We start from the raw sequence: 21,967 nt of genomic DNA, 5'->3' as shown, positions 1-21,967 counted from the left end.
CCCCGTGGCCTGCACATGATCACGTGGGGCTGCCAGATGAACGTCTATGACAGCGCCCGCATGACCGATGTTCTGCGTCCGTTGGGCTACACGCCCGTGACGGATCCGGCAGCGGCCGAGATGATCATCCTCAACACCTGCCACATCCGCGACCGGGCGGCGGAAAAAGTATTTTCTGAATTGGGACGTCTGCGACTCATCAAGGACGAGCGCGAGGCACAGGGACACAAGACAGTCCTCGCTGTGGCGGGATGCGTGGCGCAGGCCGAGGGCGAGCAGATTCTCAAGCGTGCGCCCTATGTGGACATCGTGCTCGGGCCGCAGACCTATCACCGCCTGCCGGAGATGGTGGCGAAAGCCGCACGCGCTGGTGGCTCCGTCATTGAGACGGATTTTCCCGCGGAGCAGAAATTCGACTTCCTGCCCGAGGCAGAAGCGCCGCAGACTGTTGAAAACGTCACAGCCTTCCTCACCGTGCAGGAAGGCTGCGACAAGTTCTGCTCCTTCTGCGTCGTTCCCTACACACGCGGCGCGGAGGCCAGCCGTCCCGTGGCCTCCGTGCTGGCGGAAGCGCGGCGAATCGTGGCCAGCGGCGTGCGGGAATTGACGTTGCTCGGTCAGAACGTGAACGCCTATCACGGCGAAGGACCGGACGGCGGCACATGGACGCTCGCCCAACTGGCTTACGCGCTGGCAGAGATTCCGGGTCTGGAACGCATCCGATACACCACCTCCCACCCGCGCGATATGGGCGACGATCTGATTGCCGCCCATCACGATCTGCCCGCTCTGATGCCGTTTCTGCATCTGCCCGTACAATCCGGTTCGGACAGCATTCTCCGCGCCATGAACCGGGGGCATACGGCCGATGACTACCGCCGGCTGGTGGACCGCCTGCGGACCGCACGCCCCGATCTCGCCCTTTCGTCGGATTTCATTATCGGACATCCGGGCGAGACGGATGCGGATTTCGAAGCGACCATGCAACTGATCCGCGATGTCGGATTCGCGCAGGCGTTCTCCTTCAAATATTCCATTCGCCCCGGCACCCCGGCGGCGGGTGCGCCGTTGCAGGTGAAAGAGGCTCTCAAGGATGAGCGGCTCTATGCCCTGCAGGCGCTGCTGCGCGAGCAGCAGGATGCATTCAACGATTCCGTCATAGGCGATGTGGCTCCCGTGCTGTTCACGGGACATGGCCGCAAGCCCGGCCAGATGGTCGGACGGTCTCCGTGGCTTCAGCCAGTCCATGTCGATGGACCGGCCGATCTGGTCGGCACGATCCGTCCCGTGCTGATCACACAACGACTCAGCAATTCGCTGGTCGGCAATCTTGTCGAGGAGTGTGTGCCCGCTTGACCCAGCCCAACGCATCCCCAACCTCGCACGCCCACCGGGGCGCCTCTCCCCTCTCCGGCAGGGATACGTCGAAAACGACGACTCTCCAGTTCGGAGACAATGCCCTGCTGGCGCAACTGGTCGGGGATCGCGACCGACATCTGCGCCACATGGAAGAAGCGTTGGGGATAAAACTGGCCTGCCGGGGCAATCGGATCGCCATCACGGGACAACCGGGACGCACCGCCCTCGCCCACTCCGCACTCACGACGCTGTACCGCAAGCTCGAACGCGGAACCGCTATCGACACCGCCGAAATCGACGCCGCCATCCGCCTGTCCGACATCCATGCCGCCTTGCGTGAGCAGGCGCCAGCGGAGGCTCCTGCCGTGACCGAAACGCCCCCGCGCTCCCATGGTCCACGCCTGCTTATCAACGACCTGCCCGCCATCCGCACACGGCGCGGCGCGATCGAACCGCGTTCACCCGGGCAGGCCGCCTATATGGAGATGCTGGCCCGCAACGAAATGGTCTTTGGTGTGGGCCCGGCCGGCACGGGCAAGACCTATCTGGCGGTGGCGCAGGCCGTCGCCATGCTCCAGTCCGGACAGGTGGATCGTATCGTCCTCTCCCGTCCCGCCGTTGAGGCCGGTGAACGTCTGGGCTTTCTGCCCGGCGACATGAAGGACAAGATCGATCCTTATCTGCGCCCCCTGTATGACGCCCTGCATGACATGATGCCCGGAGAACAAGTCACACGCCGCATGGCCACCGGTGACATCGAAGTCGCACCGCTCGCTTTCATGCGGGGACGCACACTGGCCCACGCCTATGTCATTCTCGATGAAGCTCAGAACACCACGCCCGCGCAGATGAAGATGTTCCTCACCCGCATGGGCAATGGTACCCGCATGGTCGTGACGGGTGATCTGAGCCAGGTGGACCTGCCCTCTGGTACCACATCCGGGCTGCGTGACGCGCTGGAAACACTCGAAGGTGTGCAGGGCATCGCGGTCAATCGCTTTGACGCCAACGACGTGGTGCGGCACAGGCTGGTCGCCCGCATTGTCGAGGCGTATGATGACAGGAAGACGGCGGAACGGGAGTCCTCCCACAACAGCAGGTTCCGCCGGGAGAACAATGGAACCGCCCAGTAGCAGCACCCGCGCCGAGAGCGCCGGGGCCGATCCCGACCCTTCCCACGGAAACGGGTCTTTTTTCTCCCCCTTCGACTGGGGGATACATCATGCTGAAAGCGACGGTGATCCCGAGATCATTGTCGAGGACAGAAGGTGGCGGGGTGTCGTCCCCGCTGCCGAGCGTCTGGTCCGCCGTGCCTGCGCCGCAAGCCTGCGCGGACGCACTCCGGGAGGGGCGCCGCTCGCTCCACCTGAAAGCATCGTGCTGTCTTCGGACCGGGTGGTGAAGCGGCTCAACGACCGCCATCGCGGGCGTAACAAACCCACCAATGTGCTGACATTCGAGCCACCCGCTCCCGGTCTTCCGGGTGGCGAGATCATTCTCGCCTTCGAGACGGTGTGCAGGGAAGCTCAGGCTGCCCGCAAACCGGTGGCTGAGCATCTGGCTCATCTTATCGCCCACGGCATCCTGCATCTGGGCGGACACGATCATCATCAGGCCGGGGAAGCCCGCCGCATGGAAATGGAAGAGACGCGCGTTCTCGCAACGCTCGGCGTCCCCAACCCTTGGAAGCCGCGCATATGAGCACCACAGAGCAGAATGTCTCCACCTCTGGCGACGAATCCTCCAATGGGCGTCACAAACGCGGGCTTTTTTCGTTTCTGAGTCGCAAGCGCGAACAGCAGGGCGTCCGTCACTCCATCGCTGCCCTCGTGCAGGAAGCTGCCGAGGCCGGCGACAACGGCGATGAGGCGCCCGAACTGGACCGGCAGGAACGCGCGCTGATCGCCAACATCCTGCGCCTGCGCGAAACAAGTGCTGACGACGTGATGGTGCCACGCGCCGACATCGTAGCCATGCCAGCCGATATCAGCCGCGATGACGCACTGGCCATGATGCGCCGCGAAAACCACTCCCGCATGCCGGTCTATCGTGGGCAGCTCGATGACATCATCGGCATGATCCATGTGAAGGATCTGATCGCCTATGTCGGCACGAGCGAGGCCTTCAGTCTCGATCCGCTACTGCGTCAGCCGCTCATGATCGCCCCGCAGATGCCGGTCCTCGACCTGCTGCTGATGATGCGCCAGCGGCATATGCACCTTGCTCTTGTGATCGACGAATATGGCGGGATCGACGGGCTGGTGACCATCGAGGATCTGATCGAGACCATCGTGGGCGATATCTCTGACGAACATGATGAGCCCGAGGCCGACATGATCGTGGAGCGTCCCGACGGTTCCTACGATGTGGACGCCCGCTGTCCGGTCGAAGTGTTCGAGGAGAAGATCGGCCCGATCCTGACGGAAGCCGAACGCGAAGCCGAGATCGAGACGATTGGTGGACTGGTGTTCCGTCTGGCCGGACACGTGCCGGCACGCGGTGAAGTGCTGACGCATGAAAGCGGCTTTGTGTTTCGGGTGCTGGACGCGGATGCACGACATATCCGCAAGGTGCGCGTGCGCAAACCGGCGGTGGAAGCAGAAGACGGCAAGAAGGAGGGGTAAGCCTCTCTTTCTTACCTTCTATCTTTCGCGGAAGATGAACGTCTTCATCACGCCGTCCAGCCTAATCCTTGTGGCGGGTAATCGAACTCAATAACTTTCGTTCCAGTTGCGCCATCCGTTTCCTGTTCTCTGCCGGAACCCCAGGAAACGGATCGATGCCCGTTACCCGCGACAAAGACTCCAGCCCTACGGCATTGCACACAAATGGCTTGATGTTCTTGCACACGATGACCGCCACAGCGTGTCGTGAGGGCACATACACCGCCTTCCACAATGAAGACGGCACGCGCACATGATCGGCTCCTATCCGTCCCATGTCTTCGCGAAAGGCTGGTCCTGTCACGACATGCACCTCTCCCGCCTGTCTCGCCAGTTTCCGCACATTGATCTCGATATGGCTCCACGCTCCTTCGTTCAGCCGGGCCGCCTGCGGAACAATGTTGGAAAACGCAAACGTCTCCTCACGCGAAGCACGAGTGGACGCATCTCCTGAAGGTGTGAGATGACCACGCGACCAGCCTGAACGCTTGTAATCATAGGGCTCCGAGCGCTGTTCGACCGGCAGGCGCAGATCTTCATGAAACTGGCCGCGTCCATGCAGGCGCTCTGCCTGAGAGATGCTCACAGCCGTCAGATGCTCAGCACTCCAGAGCGCCTCATGATCGGCTGGGGCATATCCAACGGCAAAAATTTGGGAGCACAGTTCCACCACCGGCATGACGGACGACGGCGGCACGCCCCCCGCAAAATGTTCTGGACAGGCTGCGTGAACCGAAAGCGGGAAAAGAACAGAAAGAAGAGCAAACATGCGCATTGTCATGAAGGAAATATGTGCCCGCATCCTGCCCCAACCGTAAACATTGCTCCTCCTCAAACGAAGAAACGCGACCCGAGGGCCGCGTTTCCACATAATCCGTTTCGCAAAAAGCGAAATCAGACGGAGTAGTACATCTCGAACTCGACCGGGTGCGGCGTGTGCTCGAAACGATACACATCCTTCCACTTCAGTTCGATGTAGCTCTCGATCTGGTCCTTGGTGAACACATTGCCCGCAAGCAGGAACTCGTGGTCGGCGGCAAGGGATTCGAGAGCTTCGCGCAGGGAGCCCGCAACCGTCGGGATCTGCTTCAGCTCTTCCGGCGGCAGGTCATACAGATCCTTGTCCATGGCATCGCCCGGGTGGATCTTGTTCTTGATGCCGTCCAGACCCGCCATCAGCATGGCCGAGAACGCCAGATAGGGGTTGGCGGTCGGATCGGGGAAGCGGACCTCGACGCGCTTGGCCTTGGGGCTCGTCGCATACGGAATACGACACGAAGCCGAACGGTTACGGGCCGAATAGGCCAACAGCACAGGAGCCTCGAAGCCCGGAATCAGACGCTTGTAGGAGTTGGTGGACGGGTTCGTGAAAGCGTTCAGAGCCTTCGCGTGCTTGATGATGCCACCGATGTAATACAGCGCCGTGTCGGACAGATCGGCATAGCCATTGCCCGCGAAGGTCGGCTTGCCGCCCTTCCAAATGGACTGATGGACATGCATGCCCGAGCCGTTGTCACCAAAGATCGGCTTCGGCATGAAAGTAGCCGACTTGCCGTAGGACACGGCCACATTGTGGACGCAGTACTTATAGATCTGCATGAAGTCGGCCGAACGCACCAGCGTGTCGAACTTCGTGCCAAGCTCGTGCTGGGACTGCGCCACCTCATGATGGTGCTTCTCGATGGGCAGACCCATCTCGCCCATGGTCGTCAGCATCTCGGCGCGCAGGTCGCTCTCGCTGTCCACCGGCGCGCAGGGGAAGTAACCACCCTTTACAGCCGGACGATGACCGAGATTGCCTTCCGGATAGGCCTTCAGGGACGCGTCAGGTCCTTCGATGCTGTCAAGCTGGTACTTGCCATAGTTGGGGCCGGTGCCGAACTGGACGTTATCGAAGACGAAGAACTCGGCCTCGGGACCGAAGAACGCCGTATCGCCCAGACCGGTGGACTGGAGATACTGCTCGGCACGCTTGGCGGTCGAACGCGGATCACGGTTGTAGAGCTGGCCGGTGGCCGGATCGACGATGTCACAGATCAGGATAAGCTGCGGCTTGGCCGAGAACGGGTCCATAACGGCGCTGGACGCGTCCGGCATGAGCACCATGTCACTCTCGTTGATGGCCTTCCAGCCCGGAATCGAGGAACCGTCGAACATGAAACCTTCTGTGAAGGTGTCTTCTTCGATGGTCGTGACGTACTGCGTCGTGTGATGCCAGGTGCCACGCGGATCCGTGAAACGCAGGTCCACCATTTCCACGGAGTTCTCGTTGATAAGCTCGAAAACCCGAGCAATAGCCTCCGAAGCGCTCTTCGCACCCGTTTCTTTCTTGGCCATGTCGTCCTTGCCTGAATTATGGATGTCGCGACGCGACATCCCGGTTGACACCATCCATCACTGGGGCGCTTCCGCAAGGAAGCGTCACAATGAAAAACCTGTGGGGCACAGTCTCAGATCGCTTCCTCTCCACGCTCGCCGGTGCGGATGCGGATTGCGTCATCGACAGGAATAATGAAGATCTTGCCATCCCCGATTCGCCCCGTACGGGCGGCAGCACTGATGGCTTCGACCGCGCGCTCGGCCAGATCGTCCGGGCACACCACCTCGATCTTCATCTTGGGGAGAAAGTCCACGATGTATTCTGCGCCGCGATAAAGCTCGGTATGGCCTTTCTGGCGCCCGAATCCCTTCGCCTCGATCACCGTTATTCCCTGAAGGCCGAGTTCGTGAAGCGCGTCCTTCACTTCGTCGAGCTTGAACGGCTTGATGATGGCCTCGATCTTCTTCATGTCCGCGTCGTCACACCAACTCGATTGCATGAGGCGCGCGCAGCACGCCGGGAACGTCCGGATCGAATGGCAGGAGCCTTCAACGGACCCGGCGCACTTCGATCCGTCAGCAAGTTCGCACGGCTTGGCTTTCGGGGCAATCGGGTTGACACCGAAATAATTCCCTCCCCTTCCCCACCAAAGGGAACGATTGACGGAAAGGCCGGGCGGACGCTTATGTGGCATGCTGTATTCCGCGATCTCATGTCTGCCGACCGGAAGATGCAGCCCCTTCATCATTCTGAGCCGGAAACCGCCGTGAAGACGCTCAATCCCCAGCTTTCCTCACTGCCCACGACCATCTTCACCGTCATGTCCGCTCTGGCGTCCGAACATGAGGCCATCAATCTCGGACAGGGTTTTCCCGACACCGAAGGACCTCGGCATCTGGCCGAAGTGGCCGCCGCCAGCCTCCTCGACGGGCGCAACCAGTATGCGCCCCTCACCGGTCTGCCCGAACTGCGCGAAGCGGTGGCACGCTCCAACAGCCGGTTCCACTGCCTCACCATCGATCCCGTGCGTGAAGTCGTGGTGACATCCGGCGCCACGGAGGCACTGGCGGCCTGCTTTGCCGCCCTGCTCCAACCGGGCGATGAAGTGGTGATCATCGAGCCGGCTTACGACACCTATCTGCCCATCATCCGGCTGCTCGGCGCCGTGCCCCGGCTGGTGCGTCTCACGCCCCCCGAATGGAGCCTCCCCCGCGAGGAACTGGCCGCCGCCTTCGGTCCGAAGACCAAGGCCATCGTGCTGAACTCTCCGATGAACCCCACCGGCAAGGTGTTTACGCGGGAAGAGCTGGACTTCATTGCAGGTCTGGTTGCGCAGCATGACACTTACGCCATCTGTGACGAGGTGTATGAGCACCTGACATTCGGCGCGCCGCACATTCCGCTCATGACTCTGCCGAACATGCGCGACCGCTGCTTCCGCATCGGGAGTGCGGGCAAAAGCTTCTCCATGACAGGCTGGAAGGTGGGCTACATCACCGCATCAGCCCCCCTCGCCTCCATCGTCGCCAAGGCGCATCAAAACCTGACTTTCGCCACACCTCCCAATCTCCAGCGCGCGGTCGCCGCGGGGCTTGAACAGGACACGTCCTATTTCACGACGCTTGCCGAAGACATGCGTCTACGTCGCGATATTCTGGCAAGCGGTCTGCGCGAGATCGGCTTTGACGTGCTGCCGTGTAACGGCACCTACTTTCTCACCGCCGATATCAGCAGGCTCGGCTCCATCGTGCAGTCGGGTGAAGACGATATCGCATGGTGCAAACGCATGACACAGGAAGCGGGCGTCGCCTTGATCCCTGTGTCAGCGTTCTATGACGCCGCCGGCGGTCCGCCGCCCCGCAACCTCGTCCGTTTCGCCTTCTGCAAGAAACCTGACATCCTTGAACAGGCCGTGACACGGTTGAGCGACCGCATCGCACGGGGATAACGCCTCTCGGGCATTATCCTCCAGTACGGCACGGGGAATGTTCATCGCCTCAAGTCGCTCTTGTGTTCTGGCAAGCAGTGCTGCATCGCCCTGTTCGCCAAGCCGAAGCAAGTGCCCACGCATGGCCAGAAGAATGTCGGACGTGGCTTCTTCAACCGCTTTGCGCCACCACCTCAGAGCGTCTTCTCTTTTTTCCTGATCGAGGAGCACGGTAGCGTAGTTGTGCTGTCCCCGATAATCGCCGCCCTCGGCTGAACGGCGATACCACTCAATGGCCATCTCGCGATTACGTTGGGTATGCCACCCCTCTTCCGTGAATCGTCCAACAAGATTCATGGATTTTGCGTGCCCATTGTCCGCAGCACGACGAAACAGAGAGAGTGCGGCTTTCAGGTCCGCCTGCATCCCGATGCCCCGCATGGTCAGAATGCCGAGGTTGTAGACCCCCCACATATCGCCCGCCTGTCCGGCAGCTTCGTAGTAACGAGCCGCTTCCTGCAAGTCCTTGTCACAGCCCCAGCCGAATTGAAAACACCGGCCCACCATATTCAGAGCCGGTCCATAGCCACGCAGCGCCGCAATATCGTACCACTGCTTCGCACGCGCCAGATCCGGTGGGCCGTAGGCTTTACTCATCAGAATGTCGCCCCATTGCACCTGAGCCGCGACGTCTCCATCCCAGGCTCGCTTGCGGATTGCCATCATAAAATCCGGTAGGGATGCGGAAGATATCGTTTTGCTAATTCGCCATCGTTTCATGCGTGATCGCCTGAACAGTCATGCCATGACCCTTCATCTGCCGTTTCAGTAAGACGCCGCTACGTTGAAAAGGAACGAGCGTCCGATCGACGGCGTAACGCGATTGGTGAACAGGTTGCTGTAATTCAGCCTGTTGGCGAGGTTGTAACCATTCATGGCCAGCCGCCAGTGCTTGCCAATAGTGTGCGAAACCATCGCATCGAATGTCACATTCGCCGGAACTCTGGCGGTATTGGCAGCGTCCAGCCACACACGTTCGCGCCATGTGATGCCACCACCGAATGTCACGTTATGTTCGGTGTCCCGACCGATCGTGTATGTCGTCCAGAGTGTCGCCGAATTTTTGGGAACATATTGAATCCGCTTACCCACATCCGCCGCCGTAAGGGAGCCTGTGGTGCGGCTGTCATAAAAGGCGTACGTGCCGATCACACTCCAGTTGCGTGTGATGTTTCCAGACGCACTGAGTTCCAGCCCCTGATTGCGCTGTTTGTCCGAAGACGCGGACACATCTCCCGTGCTTGGATCCGTAATGGTGGAATTGTTCTTTTCCAGACGGAACAAAGCGGCCGTAAATCCCATACGCCCCTGAAAAGCGTTGTATTTCGCTCCAATTTCATACAGACGGCTGCGCTCGGGCGCATAATGCGAATTTGTCTGGTACGGCGTATTGCTGTTGGTCACATACAAACTGGTCGGCGTAGTGGATTCAGCCCAGTTGAAATAGACCATCAGGTCATCATTGGGCGTATACATCAAGCTCACGTTCGGATTGACCGTTGTCTGGGACTGATTGATGTGGGTATCAGGTGTAGAAGACACACCACCGGTTGCCGCATACGAACTGTACCAATGATCCAGTCGGAATCCGGCGTTGATGGAAAACCACTTCACCAATTGCACACGATCCGAGAGGAAAAAGCCGATATCTGTCGCGGCACCGTCCTTGTAACATTTTTTACCCACTCCATCGGGAAGATTGGCGAGATTTTGAGGCGCCTGATTGCAGTTTAGACGCTGCAGACCGGCAACCGTCGCGGATGGATTGAGGAGGCTCGTTCCCGTGCGGGTCTGGTTATAGACATAACTTTTCCGATGATCCTCGACATGCTCGATATCGAATCCGGAAATAATCTCATGATGAATCTTTCCTGTATTGACCTCAGCCGTTGCAGAAAAGACATCCTGAAAGGACCAGTCACTCTGGCGATAGGGATTAGGGCCGCCAAGACCGCCATTTCGGGTGGTCGTTGCGGCCGCCGCATCTCCAGAGAAGAAATCCTCAGTGCAGGCCGTGCCGCAGGTTGACTGCGAAGCAGAGTAATAACGGTGATAAATACCGCCCCGAGTGTCGTTGTACAGCGTTATCCACGGCGCGACTTTGGCCGTTAAACGACCGCTGAGCATATCCGTGCTGGTATCATCCTGATCGAATGTCGTGCCATACCAGTTTTTCCGGCTCACGCCGTATTCCGTAATGGGTTTTCCAACGGAAGACCCCGGCTTGGTGACCACCGACACACCATAATCGGGAATACGATTATCATTTTGATGAAAATATTCGACAGTATAAGATATTTTCTTGTTCAGACCGAACGTGATCGACGGAGCAATGCCCCAACGATGCGAATAGATGTAATCACGCCCGTTGACATTGTTTTCATTGCCCATTGCGGTCAGACGCGCCGCTGTCGTTTCGTTGATTTGCTGATTAATATCGAGAGTACCGCGATAATATTGCGCTGACCCACCAGAGAAATTCGCCTGATAAGATGATCCGGCATGAGGTGTCTTCGTCACGATATTGATGGCACCACCGGTCGTGCCATTACCGAACACTTCTGAAGACGGCCCTTTGATGACGGACACATGATCGTAATTGAAACTGTCACGGGAATAGACACCGAAATCACGCAGACCATTTTCGTAAATGTCATTCTGGGCCTGAAACCCACGGATCAGAAACTGATCCCCCGACATACCTCCCTCACCCTCACCGACAGATGCCGTAATACCCGGAACATTTCGCAATGCCTCATCAAGAGACTTCACATTCTGCTGTTCCATAAGAAGCTGCGGCACGACATTGATAGACTGTGGCGTGTGCATGACATCATGAGGCATCCGGGCTAACCCCACAGACTCATGCAGGATGTTCATCCGGCTGCCGGTCACAACCACATGCGTCGAACCGGGAGACGTATCGGTGCCCGGAATCGTCTCATCGTGTGCATGCGTCCCCTTTGAGTGGGCGGTTTTGCCGGAGACTTTCTTGGGAGCGACAGGCACATCCCGCGGATCCGTCGCATCTTCGCCCACGGCCGCGTCTGCTGGCATCCATACCCCTGAACACGAAAGCGCAAGACCCGCAAAAAGCGGCACCAGATGAACCCGACCATCCCGCGAGGAAACGCTCATTGCCCCATTTCTTTCATGACGTGAAAAAACTGTGTCAAACCATTTATTGCGAATTATTCTCACTTTCATTTCTTGTCAAGAGATTGACCTCACACCGTCCGATTGACGACCAACTGCGTGAGAGCCGCTCCAGAATCGAGAAAATCATCACTCTGAAGCAGATCGGTGTTGACGTGTCGGTAGCTTTATTTTAGGTGTGCGCTCGCTGTGTGGCGGACGTAGCTCAGTCGGTAGAGCGCCGGTTTGTGGTACCGGTTGTCGCGGGTTCGATCCCCGTCGTTCGCCCCAGCATTTCCTCTAGAACCAAGACATTAAAGTGCACGCTCCAGTGCTCTTTGCTTTCAGCCAGCTGTTTCCATTATCAAGGAAATCAGTACGTTAGGCCCAAGCAAAAATTAGTCTCAATGTCCTGACCCCAAAATTCGTATGATAATCCTGCGGCTGAGAGGGGATTAGCATATGGGACGAGCGCCTGTGTTCATGGATCTGACGACAAAAGAGTGCCGGAAATTCGAAAAATCGTCAGACACAATCGTCATCTCATGAAGCGCACAGCGGACCTTCCCCCTCAGCCACCGCCCGTCGTGGGTTTCGAAGATTGCTACATCGGCGGTTTTGTGGACGGATTCCACACGCATGACCGAGCGCAACTGTCGATATTTCTGGCAGGCAGTGTGACGGTTAACACGCTGGACGGGAGCTTCGTGCTGCGCCCCGGTCAGGGCATGTGGATTCCCGTCAATACCCTCCATCAGGTGAACTGCCGCACCGATCTGATGTTTCAGGTCGTCTATGTCGATTCCTGTCTCCCGGGCACCGATCTGCCCTTCAAGATGTTTGAGGCGTCCACCCTGATACGAGGTCTTGTGGACGAGATCATCGCCATGCGGTTCGAGTTCACCATGGATGAGCGCATGTCGGCCATCGCCCGACTTCTGGTCGATGAAATCGGACGCGCACCCCGGATCGCGGATCGCCTGCTTTTCCCATCAGATTCTCGACTGCGCCGCGTGTGCGAAGCCATTACTCTTCAACCGGGAGATTGCCACGACATCGATTATTGGGCGCGAGAAGCCGGCATGGCGCGGCGCACCTTCACCCGTCTCTTTCAACAGGAAATGGGTATGGGCTTTGCAGCGTGGCGTCGCAGGGTGCGGGTGATCGAAGCGGCGTCACGCATCGCGGCGGGCCAGCCGATCGCGCAGGTTGCATTCGATCTCGGTTATGACAACGCCAGCAGCTTCAGCACCATGTTCCATCGAACCTTTGGGGTCGCACCCCGGACACTGCGTTTAAATTCATCGTCCACATCACGCACATAGAGACGCGCTCGTCACGCCACGATCCGGTTGTGGCCTCATTGCGTCCCCCAAACACATAAAAAACACCCACACCACTGCCCACACAATTGGCCCGTCTGCATCCCGAGATTAGGCGATCAGGCGGAATCCGCTTGCGTTTGGGCCAAGACGAAATTCCTCGCTTGAAGGGGCTTTCGAACGCAGTTACGGACGCAACTCATTCTCATTATTACTCTCAACGCAAGCCCAGCTCCTCCTGCAGCAGAGGCCAGCACCGAAATGAGTTAGGTATGCAGCGCAGCAGGATTATTTACGCGGTTCTTCTCTCTTTCGCCCTGAACAACACGGCCCGCGCAGCCGACCAAAAGAAAGCAACCAACACACTTCGCCAATCCAAAACCATCACGCCTCGGCAGGCCGCAACCACTAAAACCGCGACACGCGCTCCCCATGTCCAGCGGATCACGGTACGTGGCCACAGCAACGCATCGACCTTGGCCTCTTCCGCGACAAAGACAAATACGCCCCTCATCGAAACGGCCCAGTCTGTCACTGTCATCACCCGCGAAGAGATGGACGTGCGCGGCGTGCTGAATCTCAATCAGGCCCTGCGCTACGCCGCTGGTGTCACCGCCGATACGCGCGGCGGAGAAGGCACACGGTACGACCTTTACGATCTGCGTGGCTTTACGGTGCCGACTTTTCTCGACGGGCTGAGGTTTCAGGACAGCCCAACGGGTTTCGCCGTTGCTCAGACCGATACCTTTCGCCTCTCTCGCATCGAACTGCTCAAAGGGCCGGCTTCCGCGCTTTATGGCCAGTCCAGTCCGGGCGGCCTCACCGCGCTGTCAAGCAAACTGCCGACAGATCAAAAGTTTTACGGTGGAGTCACCACCACTGGCGGAATGTTCGACCTCTATCGCGTCGATGCCGATGTCGGTGGTTTCGCCACAGATGACGGTCTGGTCCGTTACCGGCTTTATGGAACAGTGAACGGACAGCACACCCAACTCAGCAAAACGGGAAGCCGACGCTTCAGCATAAGCCCCGCTTTCACGTTCGGCGGTGACGGACCGACCACCCTCACCCTGCTGGGCAATTATCAGTACGATCCGGAGAGTGGCTCTTATGGCGGTGTTCCGCTGGTCGGCTCTCTCAAGCGGGCATCGTTTGGCTATCTGCCACGGAACTTCTATGACGGAGATGCATCCTTCGAAAAATTCAACCGTCGGCAGGGTGCGATCACTTATATCCTCAATCATCGCTTCAATGACGACTGGAGTTTCAGCACGCGCGGGCGTTACGATGATATCCGTACCATCTATCGCAGTGTTTATGACAATGGATACTACAACAGCGATGAAATGCTGTCCCGCTCCGCTTATGGCACACAAGAGCACACATACAATTTAGCGTTCGACAGTCAGTTCAAAGGCAATATTCGCACAGGACCATTACAGCACAAGATGATGTTCGGGTTCGACTACATGCAGCAGCGAGCCAATGACAGAGAAGCCTACGGCGATGCGCCTGATCTCGACGTCCTGCACCCTGACTATCACATGGTCATTTCGCCCCTGACGCCCAGTTCGGACTATGTGACGCGATCCCATCAGATTGGCGCCTATGGTCAAGATGAAATTCGCTGGCATCGCCTGATCCTAACAGGCAGTATCCGCAACGATTGGTACCGCTCCAATCAGGTGGAGCATATTGGTCAAACCGATACCCGTCAGAGTTCGAGTCAGATTACATGGCGTGCTTCTGCCCTCTATCACTTCGATTTCGGTCTTGCGCCCTACATCAGCTATTCGACATCTTTTCAGCCTCAATCGGGATCCGTCTCCAATGACGGGGGTGCCACCGTACGGCAGGCAAGTCCTTCCATCGGTAAGCAGCTTGAAGGTGGCGTGAAATATCAATTTCCGGGAACGTCTGTTTTACTCACCGCCGCTGGCTTCCATATCGAGCAGAGCAATGTGCTCGTTTCCGTCGCGAATACTGGCTACAATGTGCAAAGTGGACTGGTTCATTCGGATGGTTTCGAGTTCGAAGCCCATGCAGAGCCTTACAAGAACTTCATGATTACGGCGGCTGTGAGCGTCCAGAAGGTGCACGACGACTCAACAGGCAAACCTCTCATCCAGTCGGGTAAGGGCAATGCTTCTTTGTTCGCATTCTACACGATGCCTTCAGGACCATTAAAAGGCCTCGGCTTCGGAGGAGGCATGCGCTATTCGGCAAAAGCTTATGGCGGGGAAGCCACTTACGGCAGTGTATGGCTTCCGCAATATGCACTGTTCGATGGCTCCTTGAGCTACGATCTTTCCAATCTGTCGCCCACACTTCGCGGCTGGAAGGCATCCGCAAGCGTCCGCAATATCTTTGACAAGCACTACGTCTCCAACTGTTTCGCCTATGGGTCCGATGGTGAATACTGCTATTATGGAGAACGACGGAACGCTCAGGCCAGCATTGGATACAGTTGGTAACCTTCTCGCGTTTGTCATACTGATCTCACACAAGCACCCTTCCTGAAATACAAATCAGGAAGGTATATGCGTTCCAACCTCCTCCTCTGCTGAATTACGTCCTGATGCAGAAGCTTCTTCAGCAGAGAAAAGTCATGGCACCAGTGATCTCGCAATTTATCTGCATAAAATTGATCGAATGACCCAGACCGTGAGCGTCAGCTCAAACGCATGTCTCCCGTGGGCCTCACACCGTAACACGGGATAACGACGCAGACGGAGAGCGTCCGGAAGGCACACATGGCCAATCATCATGCCCCTTCTGCCGCTTCATGAATTTAAGTCTAAAATAAGTATTTCCTCACAACAGAACGTGAGCACTCCTCAACAGTCACATGATATTTACAACCATTACACCTATCACGATATTTTCATTACACCCCACACATCGCTGCACATGCCTGACGCAAGCGTTACTTGTTTTCAAACAGCTTCTTCCAGCACAGTTCGAACATCTTCAAGAAACTGGAGGAGCAAGCATGAAACGTCTGTTGGGTTCGCTGTGCGCTTTGACGCTCCTGACGACCGGGGCCTTGGCTCACGATCTGAAAAGTCAGGGTAACCGTGGGGTCGAACACGCGACGACCACGCACGTCTCCGACACACAGGCCACAGAAACCGCAAACGAAAATGCCTGCACGAAAGTCTGGGTCAACACGCAGACCCACGTTTATCATGTGCCCGGCAGCTTCTGGTATGGAGCCACCAGTCACGGGCGCTACATGTGTGAAGGCGATGCTGTCCGCACCGGCAACACACGCGGCAGCTTCTGAACCTCACCTCGACAACGGCCTTTTGCGTCTCGCGCATGTGTGATGCAAGGCCGTTTCAGCCCCATACAAGGTTCGTATCTCACCTATCATGAATGTGAATACGAACCCGATTGGGACCGGTTTCGGCCCGTGATAGTGCCCGCTGTTCCTCATGTCGCATCCGCTGCGACATGACCATTACACCTCATGGGGAGCAAGGGTCTCATGGCGAAAATCAAGGTCAAGAATCCCGTCGTCGAGCTTGATGGCGACGAGATGACACGGATCATCTGGCACTTCATCAAGGACCGCCTGATCCTCCCCTATCTCGATATCGATCTGAAATACTTCGATCTTGGCATCGAGAATCGCGATGCGACCGATGACAAAGTTACGGTCGAGGCAGCCGAGGCCATCCGGCAGTACCGTGTGGGCGTCAAATGCGCGACCATCACGCCGGACGAGGCGCGCGTGGAGGAGTTCGGCCTCAAGAAAATGTGGCGCTCTCCGAACGGAACGATCCGCAATATCCTCGATGGCACCATTTTCCGCGAACCGATCATCTGTTCCAATGTGCCGCGTCTCGTACCACACTGGAGCAAGCCGATTGTCATCGGCCGTCACGCTTATGGCGATATCTATCGTGCCGCGGAAACCAAAATCCCCGGCCCCGGCAAGGTCACGCTGAACTACGTGCCCGATGACGGCGGCGAGCCGCTGGTTCTGGATGTGCATGATTTCAAAGGACCGGGCGTCGCGCTCGGCATGCACAACACCCGCGCTTCGATCGAGGGTTTTGCCCGCGCTTCCCTCAGCTACGGTCGTGACCGTAAATTCCCTGTCTATCTCTCGACCAAGAACACGATCCTCAAAGCCTATGACGGCATGTTCAAGGATGTGTTCCAGGAAATCTATGACAGGGAATTCAAAGCCGACTTTGAAAAGCTCGGCATCACCTACGAGCATCGCCTGATCGACGACATGGTGGCCAGTGCCCTGAAATGGGAAGGCGGCTATGTGTGGGCGTGCAAGAACTACGATGGCGACGTGGAAAGCGACATCGTGGCACAGGGCTTTGGCAGTCTCGGCCTGATGACCTCCGTGTTGCTCGACCCGACCGGCACGATTGTGGAATCGGAAGCCGCGCACGGAACGGTCACGCGCCATTACCGGGAGCATCAGAAGGGCCGTCCGACCAGCACGAACCCCATAGCGTCGATCTACGCTTGGACACGCGGTTTGGCCTATCGTGGACGCTTCGATGATACACCCGATGTGGTCAATTTCGCGCATACGCTGGAGCGCGTGTGTGTGGAAGCCGTTGAAGCCGGACAGATGACCAAGGATCTTGCCCTTCTTGTCGGCAACGGCACGAAATGGCTCGACACTCAGCCGTTCCTCGATGTGCTGGATCAGCGGCTCCAGGCCGCCCTCAAGACAGCCTGATATGCACACACCCGGGAACGTGAAAGAAACCTCACGTTCCCGGTTCGATCCATTAGCTGTAACGCATAATTAAAAAAATCGGCGCATCCTCCGGGATAATGCGCCGCACCCTTTTCCTACTGGCCTTCTCCGCATACGGTATCCCAGCATGTGCGTGGGGGGCCGCGTTCCCGCTTCTGCCCCTCAAGGCGGCTTCTGCTCCGCAGAACCCTCAACCGTTGCCCTCTGGCACGCCTGATCCCGCGCAACAGCTTGCCGCATTCCTTCACGCCCCCGCCACACCGCAAAACGCCTTTCCTATCGATCCGGGCGCTGGGATGGCCTGCATTCGCGCAGCCCTGACGGCGGAACGTAGCTATCGCATCCCCGATCAGTTCCTTGTCGCCATGGCACGCGTGGAAAGCGGACGACGGGTGGGTGGGCAAATGGTGCCGTGGCCGTGGACCATCAACGCTGAGGGCAAAGGGTACACCTTCGAAACGCGCCAGCAGGCCATCGACGCTGTGCACGCTCTGCAAAGCCGGGGGGTAAAGTCCATCGACGTCGGCTGCATGCAGGTCAATTTGCTCCAGCATGCCGATGCTTTTCCCTCACTGGAAGCAGCTTTCGACCCCATGACGAATGCGACCTATGCCGCCCGCTTCCTGACCGATCTTTTCGCGCGCACCGGCAGTTGGCCGCGTGCAGCGGCGGCCTATCATTCCTTCACTCCCGATATCGGCACGGCCTATCAATGGAAAGTGCTGGAATCATGGGCCACTCCCAATACGCCTACGCAACCGGGAACTCATCCGGTCATGGGCCGAAGCTTCCATCCCATCGCCCCTACCGCCCCGACGAGCGCGCCTGTCACCGCCTATCAGACAGCTGCCGGATCAGCGGCTTCCCTTGCCGCACAAGGGGGCCAGTCACCACAAGGAGGTGGTGGTCCCAGCACTTCTTCGCTCCATCCCGGCATTCATGGCTACTCTCCGCCACCTTCCCGCCCATCGTTGCCGAGTGGAGGAAGTGGACGCTCGCTGGCTTTTTACCGAGCAAATCCCGTCCACATGATCCGTCAGACCATGATCAACCCCGCTCCTTACTGAAGATCTGCCTCCGTTCGCACGACAAGAAGTTTTCCAGATGCGCACGCCACGATTGTGCGCTTCGTGCGTTGGACTCCATGCCATCCTGCTGCCGGGACATCTTTCCCCCCTGATCGGGTGATGTTCCGCGCCGCCGTGTCAGCAAGGAGCGCCGTATGAACACCCCACTCGACACGGACCAGCCCAACCCCACGACCACGCCTGCCCCGGCCGTTCACGACGACATCTTCACACGCATCGGCTCCTCCGTACTGTCGAGCCGTCGTATCCACGCACTGAAATCAGGCGATCTGTTCGGAGTGTTCGATCAGACAGGAGATATCTTCTGGGGACAGGACATTGCCGATGGACTGTATTACCGCGACACTCGCTATCTCTCGGGCCTGATCTTCCGGCTCGGTGGCCAGAGACCGGTCCTGCTGTCTTCGGTCGTGCGTGAAAACAACATCATGCTGTCTGTGAACCTGACCAACGAGACGATTGTTCTCAATGACGGCACTTCGCTGGACCATGATCTGCTGCACGTCCTCCGCTCGCGTTTTCTGTGGAATGGCCGGTGCTTCGAACGCATTGAAATCCGTAATTTCGATGTAAAAAGACACGAAATCTCTTGCGACCTGCGCTTCTTTGCCGATTTTGCAGACTTGTTCGAAGCCCGCGGCATGAAACGAGCGCGTCACGGCGTATGCGCCGAACCCAAAGTGGAGGGCGACACCGTCACGCTCTCATGCCGTGGTCTCGATGATCGGGTCCGCACCACCCGCATCGTGTTCTGCCCACAGCCAACGACGTTACGCGGCGATCACGCAGCCTTCGAGTTTCCCATCGATCCCGGCCAGAAAGTGCTCCTTCATATCGAAGTCCAGTGCGACCCCGAACCACAAACGCAGAGCGAACCGCCCAACAGGGCCTTCCTCTCCAGCGCCGTAGCTGCCCGACGCTCCCTGCGCACGATGTCGGCGCGCGCAACGGCGATTGCCACCTCGAACGAAGTCTTCAACGAGGCCATCCGACGCTGCATCTGTGACATCTACATGCTGGTGACGCAGAAGAAGACGGGGCTTTATCCTTACGCCGGCATCCCTTGGTACAGCACGGTTTTTGGTCGTGACGGCCTGATCACCGCACTCCAGACCCTGTGGCTGGACCCGCTCATCGCACGCGGCGTTCTGCTTTATCTGGCCGCCAATCAGGCCGATCGAGAAGACCCGCAAGCAGATGCGGAACCGGGTAAGATTCTGCACGAAGTGCGGCTGGGCGAGATGGCGGAACTCGGTGAAGTGCCGTTTCGCCGTTACTACGGCTCCGTCGATTCCACGCCGCTCTTCGTCATGCTGGCTGGCGCGTATCTGGAGCGAACAGGAGATGTTGGCACACTCAGCCATCTCTGGCCCCATGTGGCGCGCGCCATCGACTGGATCGAGCGGTTTGGAGACCGCGATGGAGACGGTTTCGTGGAATATGGCCGTCGCAACAAAGACGGCCTGACCAACCAAGGCTGGAAAGACAGCCACGACAGCATTTTTCACGCCGATGGCACACTGGCGGAAGGCCCCATCGCCCTGTGTGAGGTGCAGGCCTATGTTTACGCCGCCCGCCGCGCTGCCGCTCAGATCGGCCGGCGCCTTGGTCAGACCGCTTACGCCGCGCATCAGGATGAACGCGCCGATGCCCTGAGAGTCTCGTTCAATCTGAAATTCTGGAACGATGACATCGATACCTATGTCATCGCTCTCGATGGCAGAAAACAGCAATGTGCCGTCCGCTCCTCCAACGCAGGACATGTCCTGCTGACCGACATGGTGCCAGCCGAGCGTGCGCGTCGCCTTGTACGCACCCTGATGAACAGGCGCTCCTTTTCCGGTTGGGGCATCCGCACCATTCCCGAGGGGGAAGCACGTTACAATCCGATGGCCTATCACAACGGCTCTGTATGGCCTCACGATAACGCCCTGATCGCCATGGGACTGGCACGCCATGGCTTCCGGGAAGAAGCCTCGCGGGTGTTCGAAGGTTTGATCGATGCAGCACTTTACAGCGATCTGCGCCGCCTTCCGGAGTTGTTCTGCGGCTTTACCCGCAGCCGCTCGGAAGGACCGGTGCGCTACCCTGTGGCCTGCTCACCCCAAGCATGGGCCGCCGCCGCTCTTCCCGCCGCTCTTCAGGCGGTGCTGGGACTTCGCTACGATCCCGGACAGGTCGCGGTGGAATTCACCCGCCCCACCCTGCCGGAAAGCCTGCGGGAACTGACTCTCTTCAACCTCGCTGTGGGGGGAGAAGCGCTAACAGCCCGCATCGTACGCGCTGGAGACGAAGTGGCGATCAATGTGGTCGAACGCTCCCGCTCCATTCTCCTGCGCATCACGAATTAGAGTGACATTCCTGACTCAAAGCCCAAGAAACATTCACAAAAGACAAGGAAAACAGTCCTCATCGTGGCTCTCCTCCCTTAGGGTGCGGTCCCTCATTGCCACACAGGCCACGAGTCATGGACCGCACCTCTTCCCACACTGCTCCTTCCGAAATCCTCCCCATGGGTGCTGTCCTGCTGTCGATGGTTTCCATCACGACCGGCGTTATTTTTGCCCGTTCTCTGTTCCCACTGATCGGCGCAACCAGCACGACCTCGCTTCGTCTGTCGTTCGCGGCCCTCATGCTGGCTGTCTCGATGCGTATCTGGCGCATCCGTCTGTCCATGCGGAAACTGGGCGCGGCGCTTCCCTATGGCCTGTCTTTGGGTTTCATGAATCTCTGCTTCTATCTTGCCATCGAACGCATCCCACTGGGTGTCGGTATTGCCTTGGAGTTCCTCGGACCGTTGACCCTCGCGCTGCTCAGTTCCCGACACTGGAACGATCTTTTGTGGGTGGCCTGTGCCGCTATGGGTCTTGGCCTTCTGGTCCCGCTGCATTCAGGCGATATCATCACGCAAACGCATATGGACCTGCGCGGCATCCTCTTTGCACTGAGCGCAGGCGTCTTTTGGGCCGCGTATATCGTCACAGGCCGAAAAGCCGGACATATCTGCGGATCGGAGGCTCCGGCGCTTGGCATGATTGTCGGCGCCGCTGCCGTTTTCCCCATGGCGGCGACGCGCACAGCAACAGCTCTCTTTACCCCCGCCCTTCTTCTTCCCGCGCTTATTCTCGCAGCCCTCTCAAGTGCCATTCCCTATTCTCTCGAAATGTGTGCACTCCGGCGTCTCTCCACCCGACAATTCAGCATCCTCACCAGTGCCGAACCCGCCATTGGCGCAATCATGGGCATGACGTTTCTCAACGAGCATCTGCCTCTGGCAAGTTGGCTGGGCATTGCGGCTATCGTGATCGCTTCACTGGGTTCTACACTTGGTGGTGGCCGAACACCTCCTCCGCCCTGACGA

Annotated in this window: 16 protein-coding genes, 1 tRNA gene and 1 pseudogene; 13 read left to right on the top strand and 5 right to left on the bottom strand. The window is 58.2% G+C overall.

The window, feature by feature from the left end:
* Positions 1-15 precede the first annotated feature (15 nt).
* Genes miaB through KUA11_RS10560 form a run of 4 tightly spaced genes read left to right on the top strand, consistent with a single transcriptional unit; the run spans position 16 to position 3,983 of the window.
* On the top strand, positions 16-1,356 hold the full coding sequence (miaB, locus tag KUA11_RS10575; protein ID WP_217410333.1) for a tRNA (N6-isopentenyl adenosine(37)-C2)-methylthiotransferase MiaB: 1,341 nt from the start codon (positions 16-18) through the stop codon (positions 1,354-1,356).
* Complete coding sequence (locus tag KUA11_RS10570; protein WP_408744184.1) at positions 1,341-2,492, top strand: PhoH family protein; 1,152 nt, start codon at positions 1,341-1,343, stop codon at positions 2,490-2,492. The genes miaB and KUA11_RS10570 overlap by 16 nt, the downstream gene beginning before the upstream one ends.
* Complete coding sequence (gene ybeY, locus KUA11_RS10565) at positions 2,476-3,060, top strand: rRNA maturation RNase YbeY (RefSeq protein ID WP_217410258.1); 585 nt, start codon at positions 2,476-2,478, stop codon at positions 3,058-3,060. Before KUA11_RS10570 ends, ybeY begins: the two co-directional genes overlap by 17 nt.
* The gene (locus KUA11_RS10560) at positions 3,057-3,983 is read left to right on the top strand and encodes a hemolysin family protein (protein WP_217410257.1); all 927 of its coding nucleotides are present in this window, start codon (positions 3,057-3,059) and stop codon (positions 3,981-3,983) included. The genes ybeY and KUA11_RS10560 overlap by 4 nt, the downstream gene beginning before the upstream one ends.
* Positions 3,984-4,044: 61 nt before the next feature.
* On the opposite strand, the gene KUA11_RS10555 is transcribed toward KUA11_RS10560, so the two are convergent.
* The 3 genes from KUA11_RS10555 to KUA11_RS10545 form a co-directional block, all read right to left on the bottom strand.
* Positions 4,045-4,803 carry a DNA/RNA non-specific endonuclease gene (locus KUA11_RS10555; protein WP_254454848.1) on the bottom strand — a complete coding sequence of 253 codons (759 nt, stop codon included), beginning with the start codon at positions 4,801-4,803 and terminating at the stop codon, positions 4,045-4,047.
* Between the two features lie 113 nt (positions 4,804-4,916).
* Complete coding sequence (glnA, locus tag KUA11_RS10550) at positions 4,917-6,359, bottom strand: type I glutamate--ammonia ligase (protein ID WP_217410331.1); 1,443 nt, start codon at positions 6,357-6,359, stop codon at positions 4,917-4,919.
* Between the two features lie 113 nt (positions 6,360-6,472).
* Entirely contained in the window at positions 6,473-6,811 is a 339-nt protein-coding gene (locus KUA11_RS10545; RefSeq protein ID WP_166315144.1) for a P-II family nitrogen regulator, read from the bottom strand.
* A 297-nt stretch (positions 6,812-7,108) separates the two neighbouring features.
* Here KUA11_RS10545 and KUA11_RS10540 point away from each other — a divergent pair, with 297 nt between their 5' ends.
* The gene (locus KUA11_RS10540) at positions 7,109-8,290 is read left to right on the top strand and encodes an aminotransferase (RefSeq protein ID WP_368040997.1); all 1,182 of its coding nucleotides are present in this window, start codon (positions 7,109-7,111) and stop codon (positions 8,288-8,290) included.
* Between the two features lie 249 nt (positions 8,291-8,539).
* On the opposite strand, the pseudogene KUA11_RS17515 reads toward KUA11_RS10540, so the two are convergent.
* Together KUA11_RS17515 and KUA11_RS10530 are read right to left on the bottom strand one after the other, a co-directional pair.
* Positions 8,540-8,836, bottom strand: a pseudogene (locus tag KUA11_RS17515) (tetratricopeptide repeat protein); the annotation flags it as partial.
* Between the two features lie 258 nt (positions 8,837-9,094).
* Positions 9,095-11,467 carry a TonB-dependent receptor gene (locus KUA11_RS10530; protein ID WP_254454847.1) on the bottom strand — a complete coding sequence of 791 codons (2,373 nt, stop codon included), beginning with the start codon at positions 11,465-11,467 and terminating at the stop codon, positions 9,095-9,097.
* 212 nt (positions 11,468-11,679) lie between these two features.
* Between KUA11_RS10530 and KUA11_RS10525 the strand changes: the two genes are divergently transcribed.
* The 8 genes from KUA11_RS10525 to KUA11_RS10490 all read left to right on the top strand — a co-directional run bounded on the left by KUA11_RS10525 (position 11,680) and on the right by KUA11_RS10490 (position 21,964).
* Positions 11,680-11,755 (top strand) — tRNA-His (locus KUA11_RS10525).
* 254 nt (positions 11,756-12,009) lie between these two features.
* Positions 12,010-12,789 carry an AraC family transcriptional regulator gene (locus KUA11_RS10520; RefSeq protein WP_217410255.1) on the top strand — a complete coding sequence of 260 codons (780 nt, stop codon included), beginning with the start codon at positions 12,010-12,012 and terminating at the stop codon, positions 12,787-12,789.
* Positions 12,790-13,058: 269 nt separating this feature from the next.
* Positions 13,059-15,260: a TonB-dependent siderophore receptor gene (locus KUA11_RS10515; RefSeq protein ID WP_217410254.1), complete on the top strand. Its 2,202-nt coding sequence runs from the start codon at positions 13,059-13,061 to the stop codon at positions 15,258-15,260.
* 518 nt (positions 15,261-15,778) lie between these two features.
* Complete coding sequence (locus tag KUA11_RS10510) at positions 15,779-16,072, top strand: hypothetical protein (protein WP_217410253.1); 294 nt, start codon at positions 15,779-15,781, stop codon at positions 16,070-16,072.
* Between the two features lie 204 nt (positions 16,073-16,276).
* On the top strand, positions 16,277-17,497 hold the full coding sequence (locus KUA11_RS10505; RefSeq protein ID WP_217410252.1) for an NADP-dependent isocitrate dehydrogenase: 1,221 nt from the start codon (positions 16,277-16,279) through the stop codon (positions 17,495-17,497).
* Positions 17,498-17,595: 98 nt separating this feature from the next.
* Positions 17,596-18,585: a transglycosylase SLT domain-containing protein gene (locus KUA11_RS10500; protein WP_217410251.1), complete on the top strand. Its 990-nt coding sequence runs from the start codon at positions 17,596-17,598 to the stop codon at positions 18,583-18,585.
* 155 nt (positions 18,586-18,740) lie between these two features.
* Positions 18,741-20,957, top strand: coding sequence for an amylo-alpha-1,6-glucosidase (locus KUA11_RS10495; RefSeq protein ID WP_217410250.1), 2,217 nt, complete (start codon positions 18,741-18,743; stop codon positions 20,955-20,957).
* A gap of 116 nt (positions 20,958-21,073) precedes the next feature.
* The gene (locus KUA11_RS10490) at positions 21,074-21,964 is read left to right on the top strand and encodes an EamA family transporter (protein WP_217410249.1); all 891 of its coding nucleotides are present in this window, start codon (positions 21,074-21,076) and stop codon (positions 21,962-21,964) included.
* Positions 21,965-21,967: the final 3 nt, after the last annotated feature.

It is taken from the genome of Acetobacter estunensis (genome assembly GCF_019083805.1).
Classification (GTDB): domain Bacteria; phylum Pseudomonadota; class Alphaproteobacteria; order Acetobacterales; family Acetobacteraceae; genus Acetobacter; species Acetobacter estunensis_A.
Note: the sequence above shows the minus strand (reverse complement) of the source record. Positions and strands in the feature narration are given on the sequence as shown.

Bases quoted from the DNA above. Each gene is read 5' to 3' on its own strand.
- miaB (WP_217410333.1), top strand. From the start codon at position 16: ATGATCACGTGGGGCTGCCAGATGAACGTCTATGACAGCGCCCGCATG.
- ybeY (WP_217410258.1), top strand. From the start codon at position 2,476: ATGGAACCGCCCAGTAGCAGCACCCGCGCCGAGAGCGCCGGGGCCGAT.
- KUA11_RS10560 (WP_217410257.1), top strand. From the start codon at position 3,057: ATGAGCACCACAGAGCAGAATGTCTCCACCTCTGGCGACGAATCCTCC.
- KUA11_RS10555 (WP_254454848.1), bottom strand. From the start codon at position 4,803: ATGACAATGCGCATGTTTGCTCTTCTTTCTGTTCTTTTCCCGCTTTCG.
- glnA (WP_217410331.1), bottom strand. From the start codon at position 6,359: ATGGCCAAGAAAGAAACGGGTGCGAAGAGCGCTTCGGAGGCTATTGCT.
- KUA11_RS10545 (WP_166315144.1), bottom strand. From the start codon at position 6,811: ATGAAGAAGATCGAGGCCATCATCAAGCCGTTCAAGCTCGACGAAGTG.
- KUA11_RS10530 (WP_254454847.1), bottom strand. From the start codon at position 11,467: ATGAGCGTTTCCTCGCGGGATGGTCGGGTTCATCTGGTGCCGCTTTTT.
- KUA11_RS10520 (WP_217410255.1), top strand. From the start codon at position 12,010: ATGAAGCGCACAGCGGACCTTCCCCCTCAGCCACCGCCCGTCGTGGGT.
- KUA11_RS10515 (WP_217410254.1), top strand. From the start codon at position 13,059: ATGCAGCGCAGCAGGATTATTTACGCGGTTCTTCTCTCTTTCGCCCTG.
- KUA11_RS10510 (WP_217410253.1), top strand. From the start codon at position 15,779: ATGAAACGTCTGTTGGGTTCGCTGTGCGCTTTGACGCTCCTGACGACC.
- KUA11_RS10505 (WP_217410252.1), top strand. From the start codon at position 16,277: ATGGCGAAAATCAAGGTCAAGAATCCCGTCGTCGAGCTTGATGGCGAC.
- KUA11_RS10500 (WP_217410251.1), top strand. From the start codon at position 17,596: ATGCGCCGCACCCTTTTCCTACTGGCCTTCTCCGCATACGGTATCCCA.
- KUA11_RS10495 (WP_217410250.1), top strand. From the start codon at position 18,741: ATGAACACCCCACTCGACACGGACCAGCCCAACCCCACGACCACGCCT.
- KUA11_RS10490 (WP_217410249.1), top strand. From the start codon at position 21,074: ATGGACCGCACCTCTTCCCACACTGCTCCTTCCGAAATCCTCCCCATG.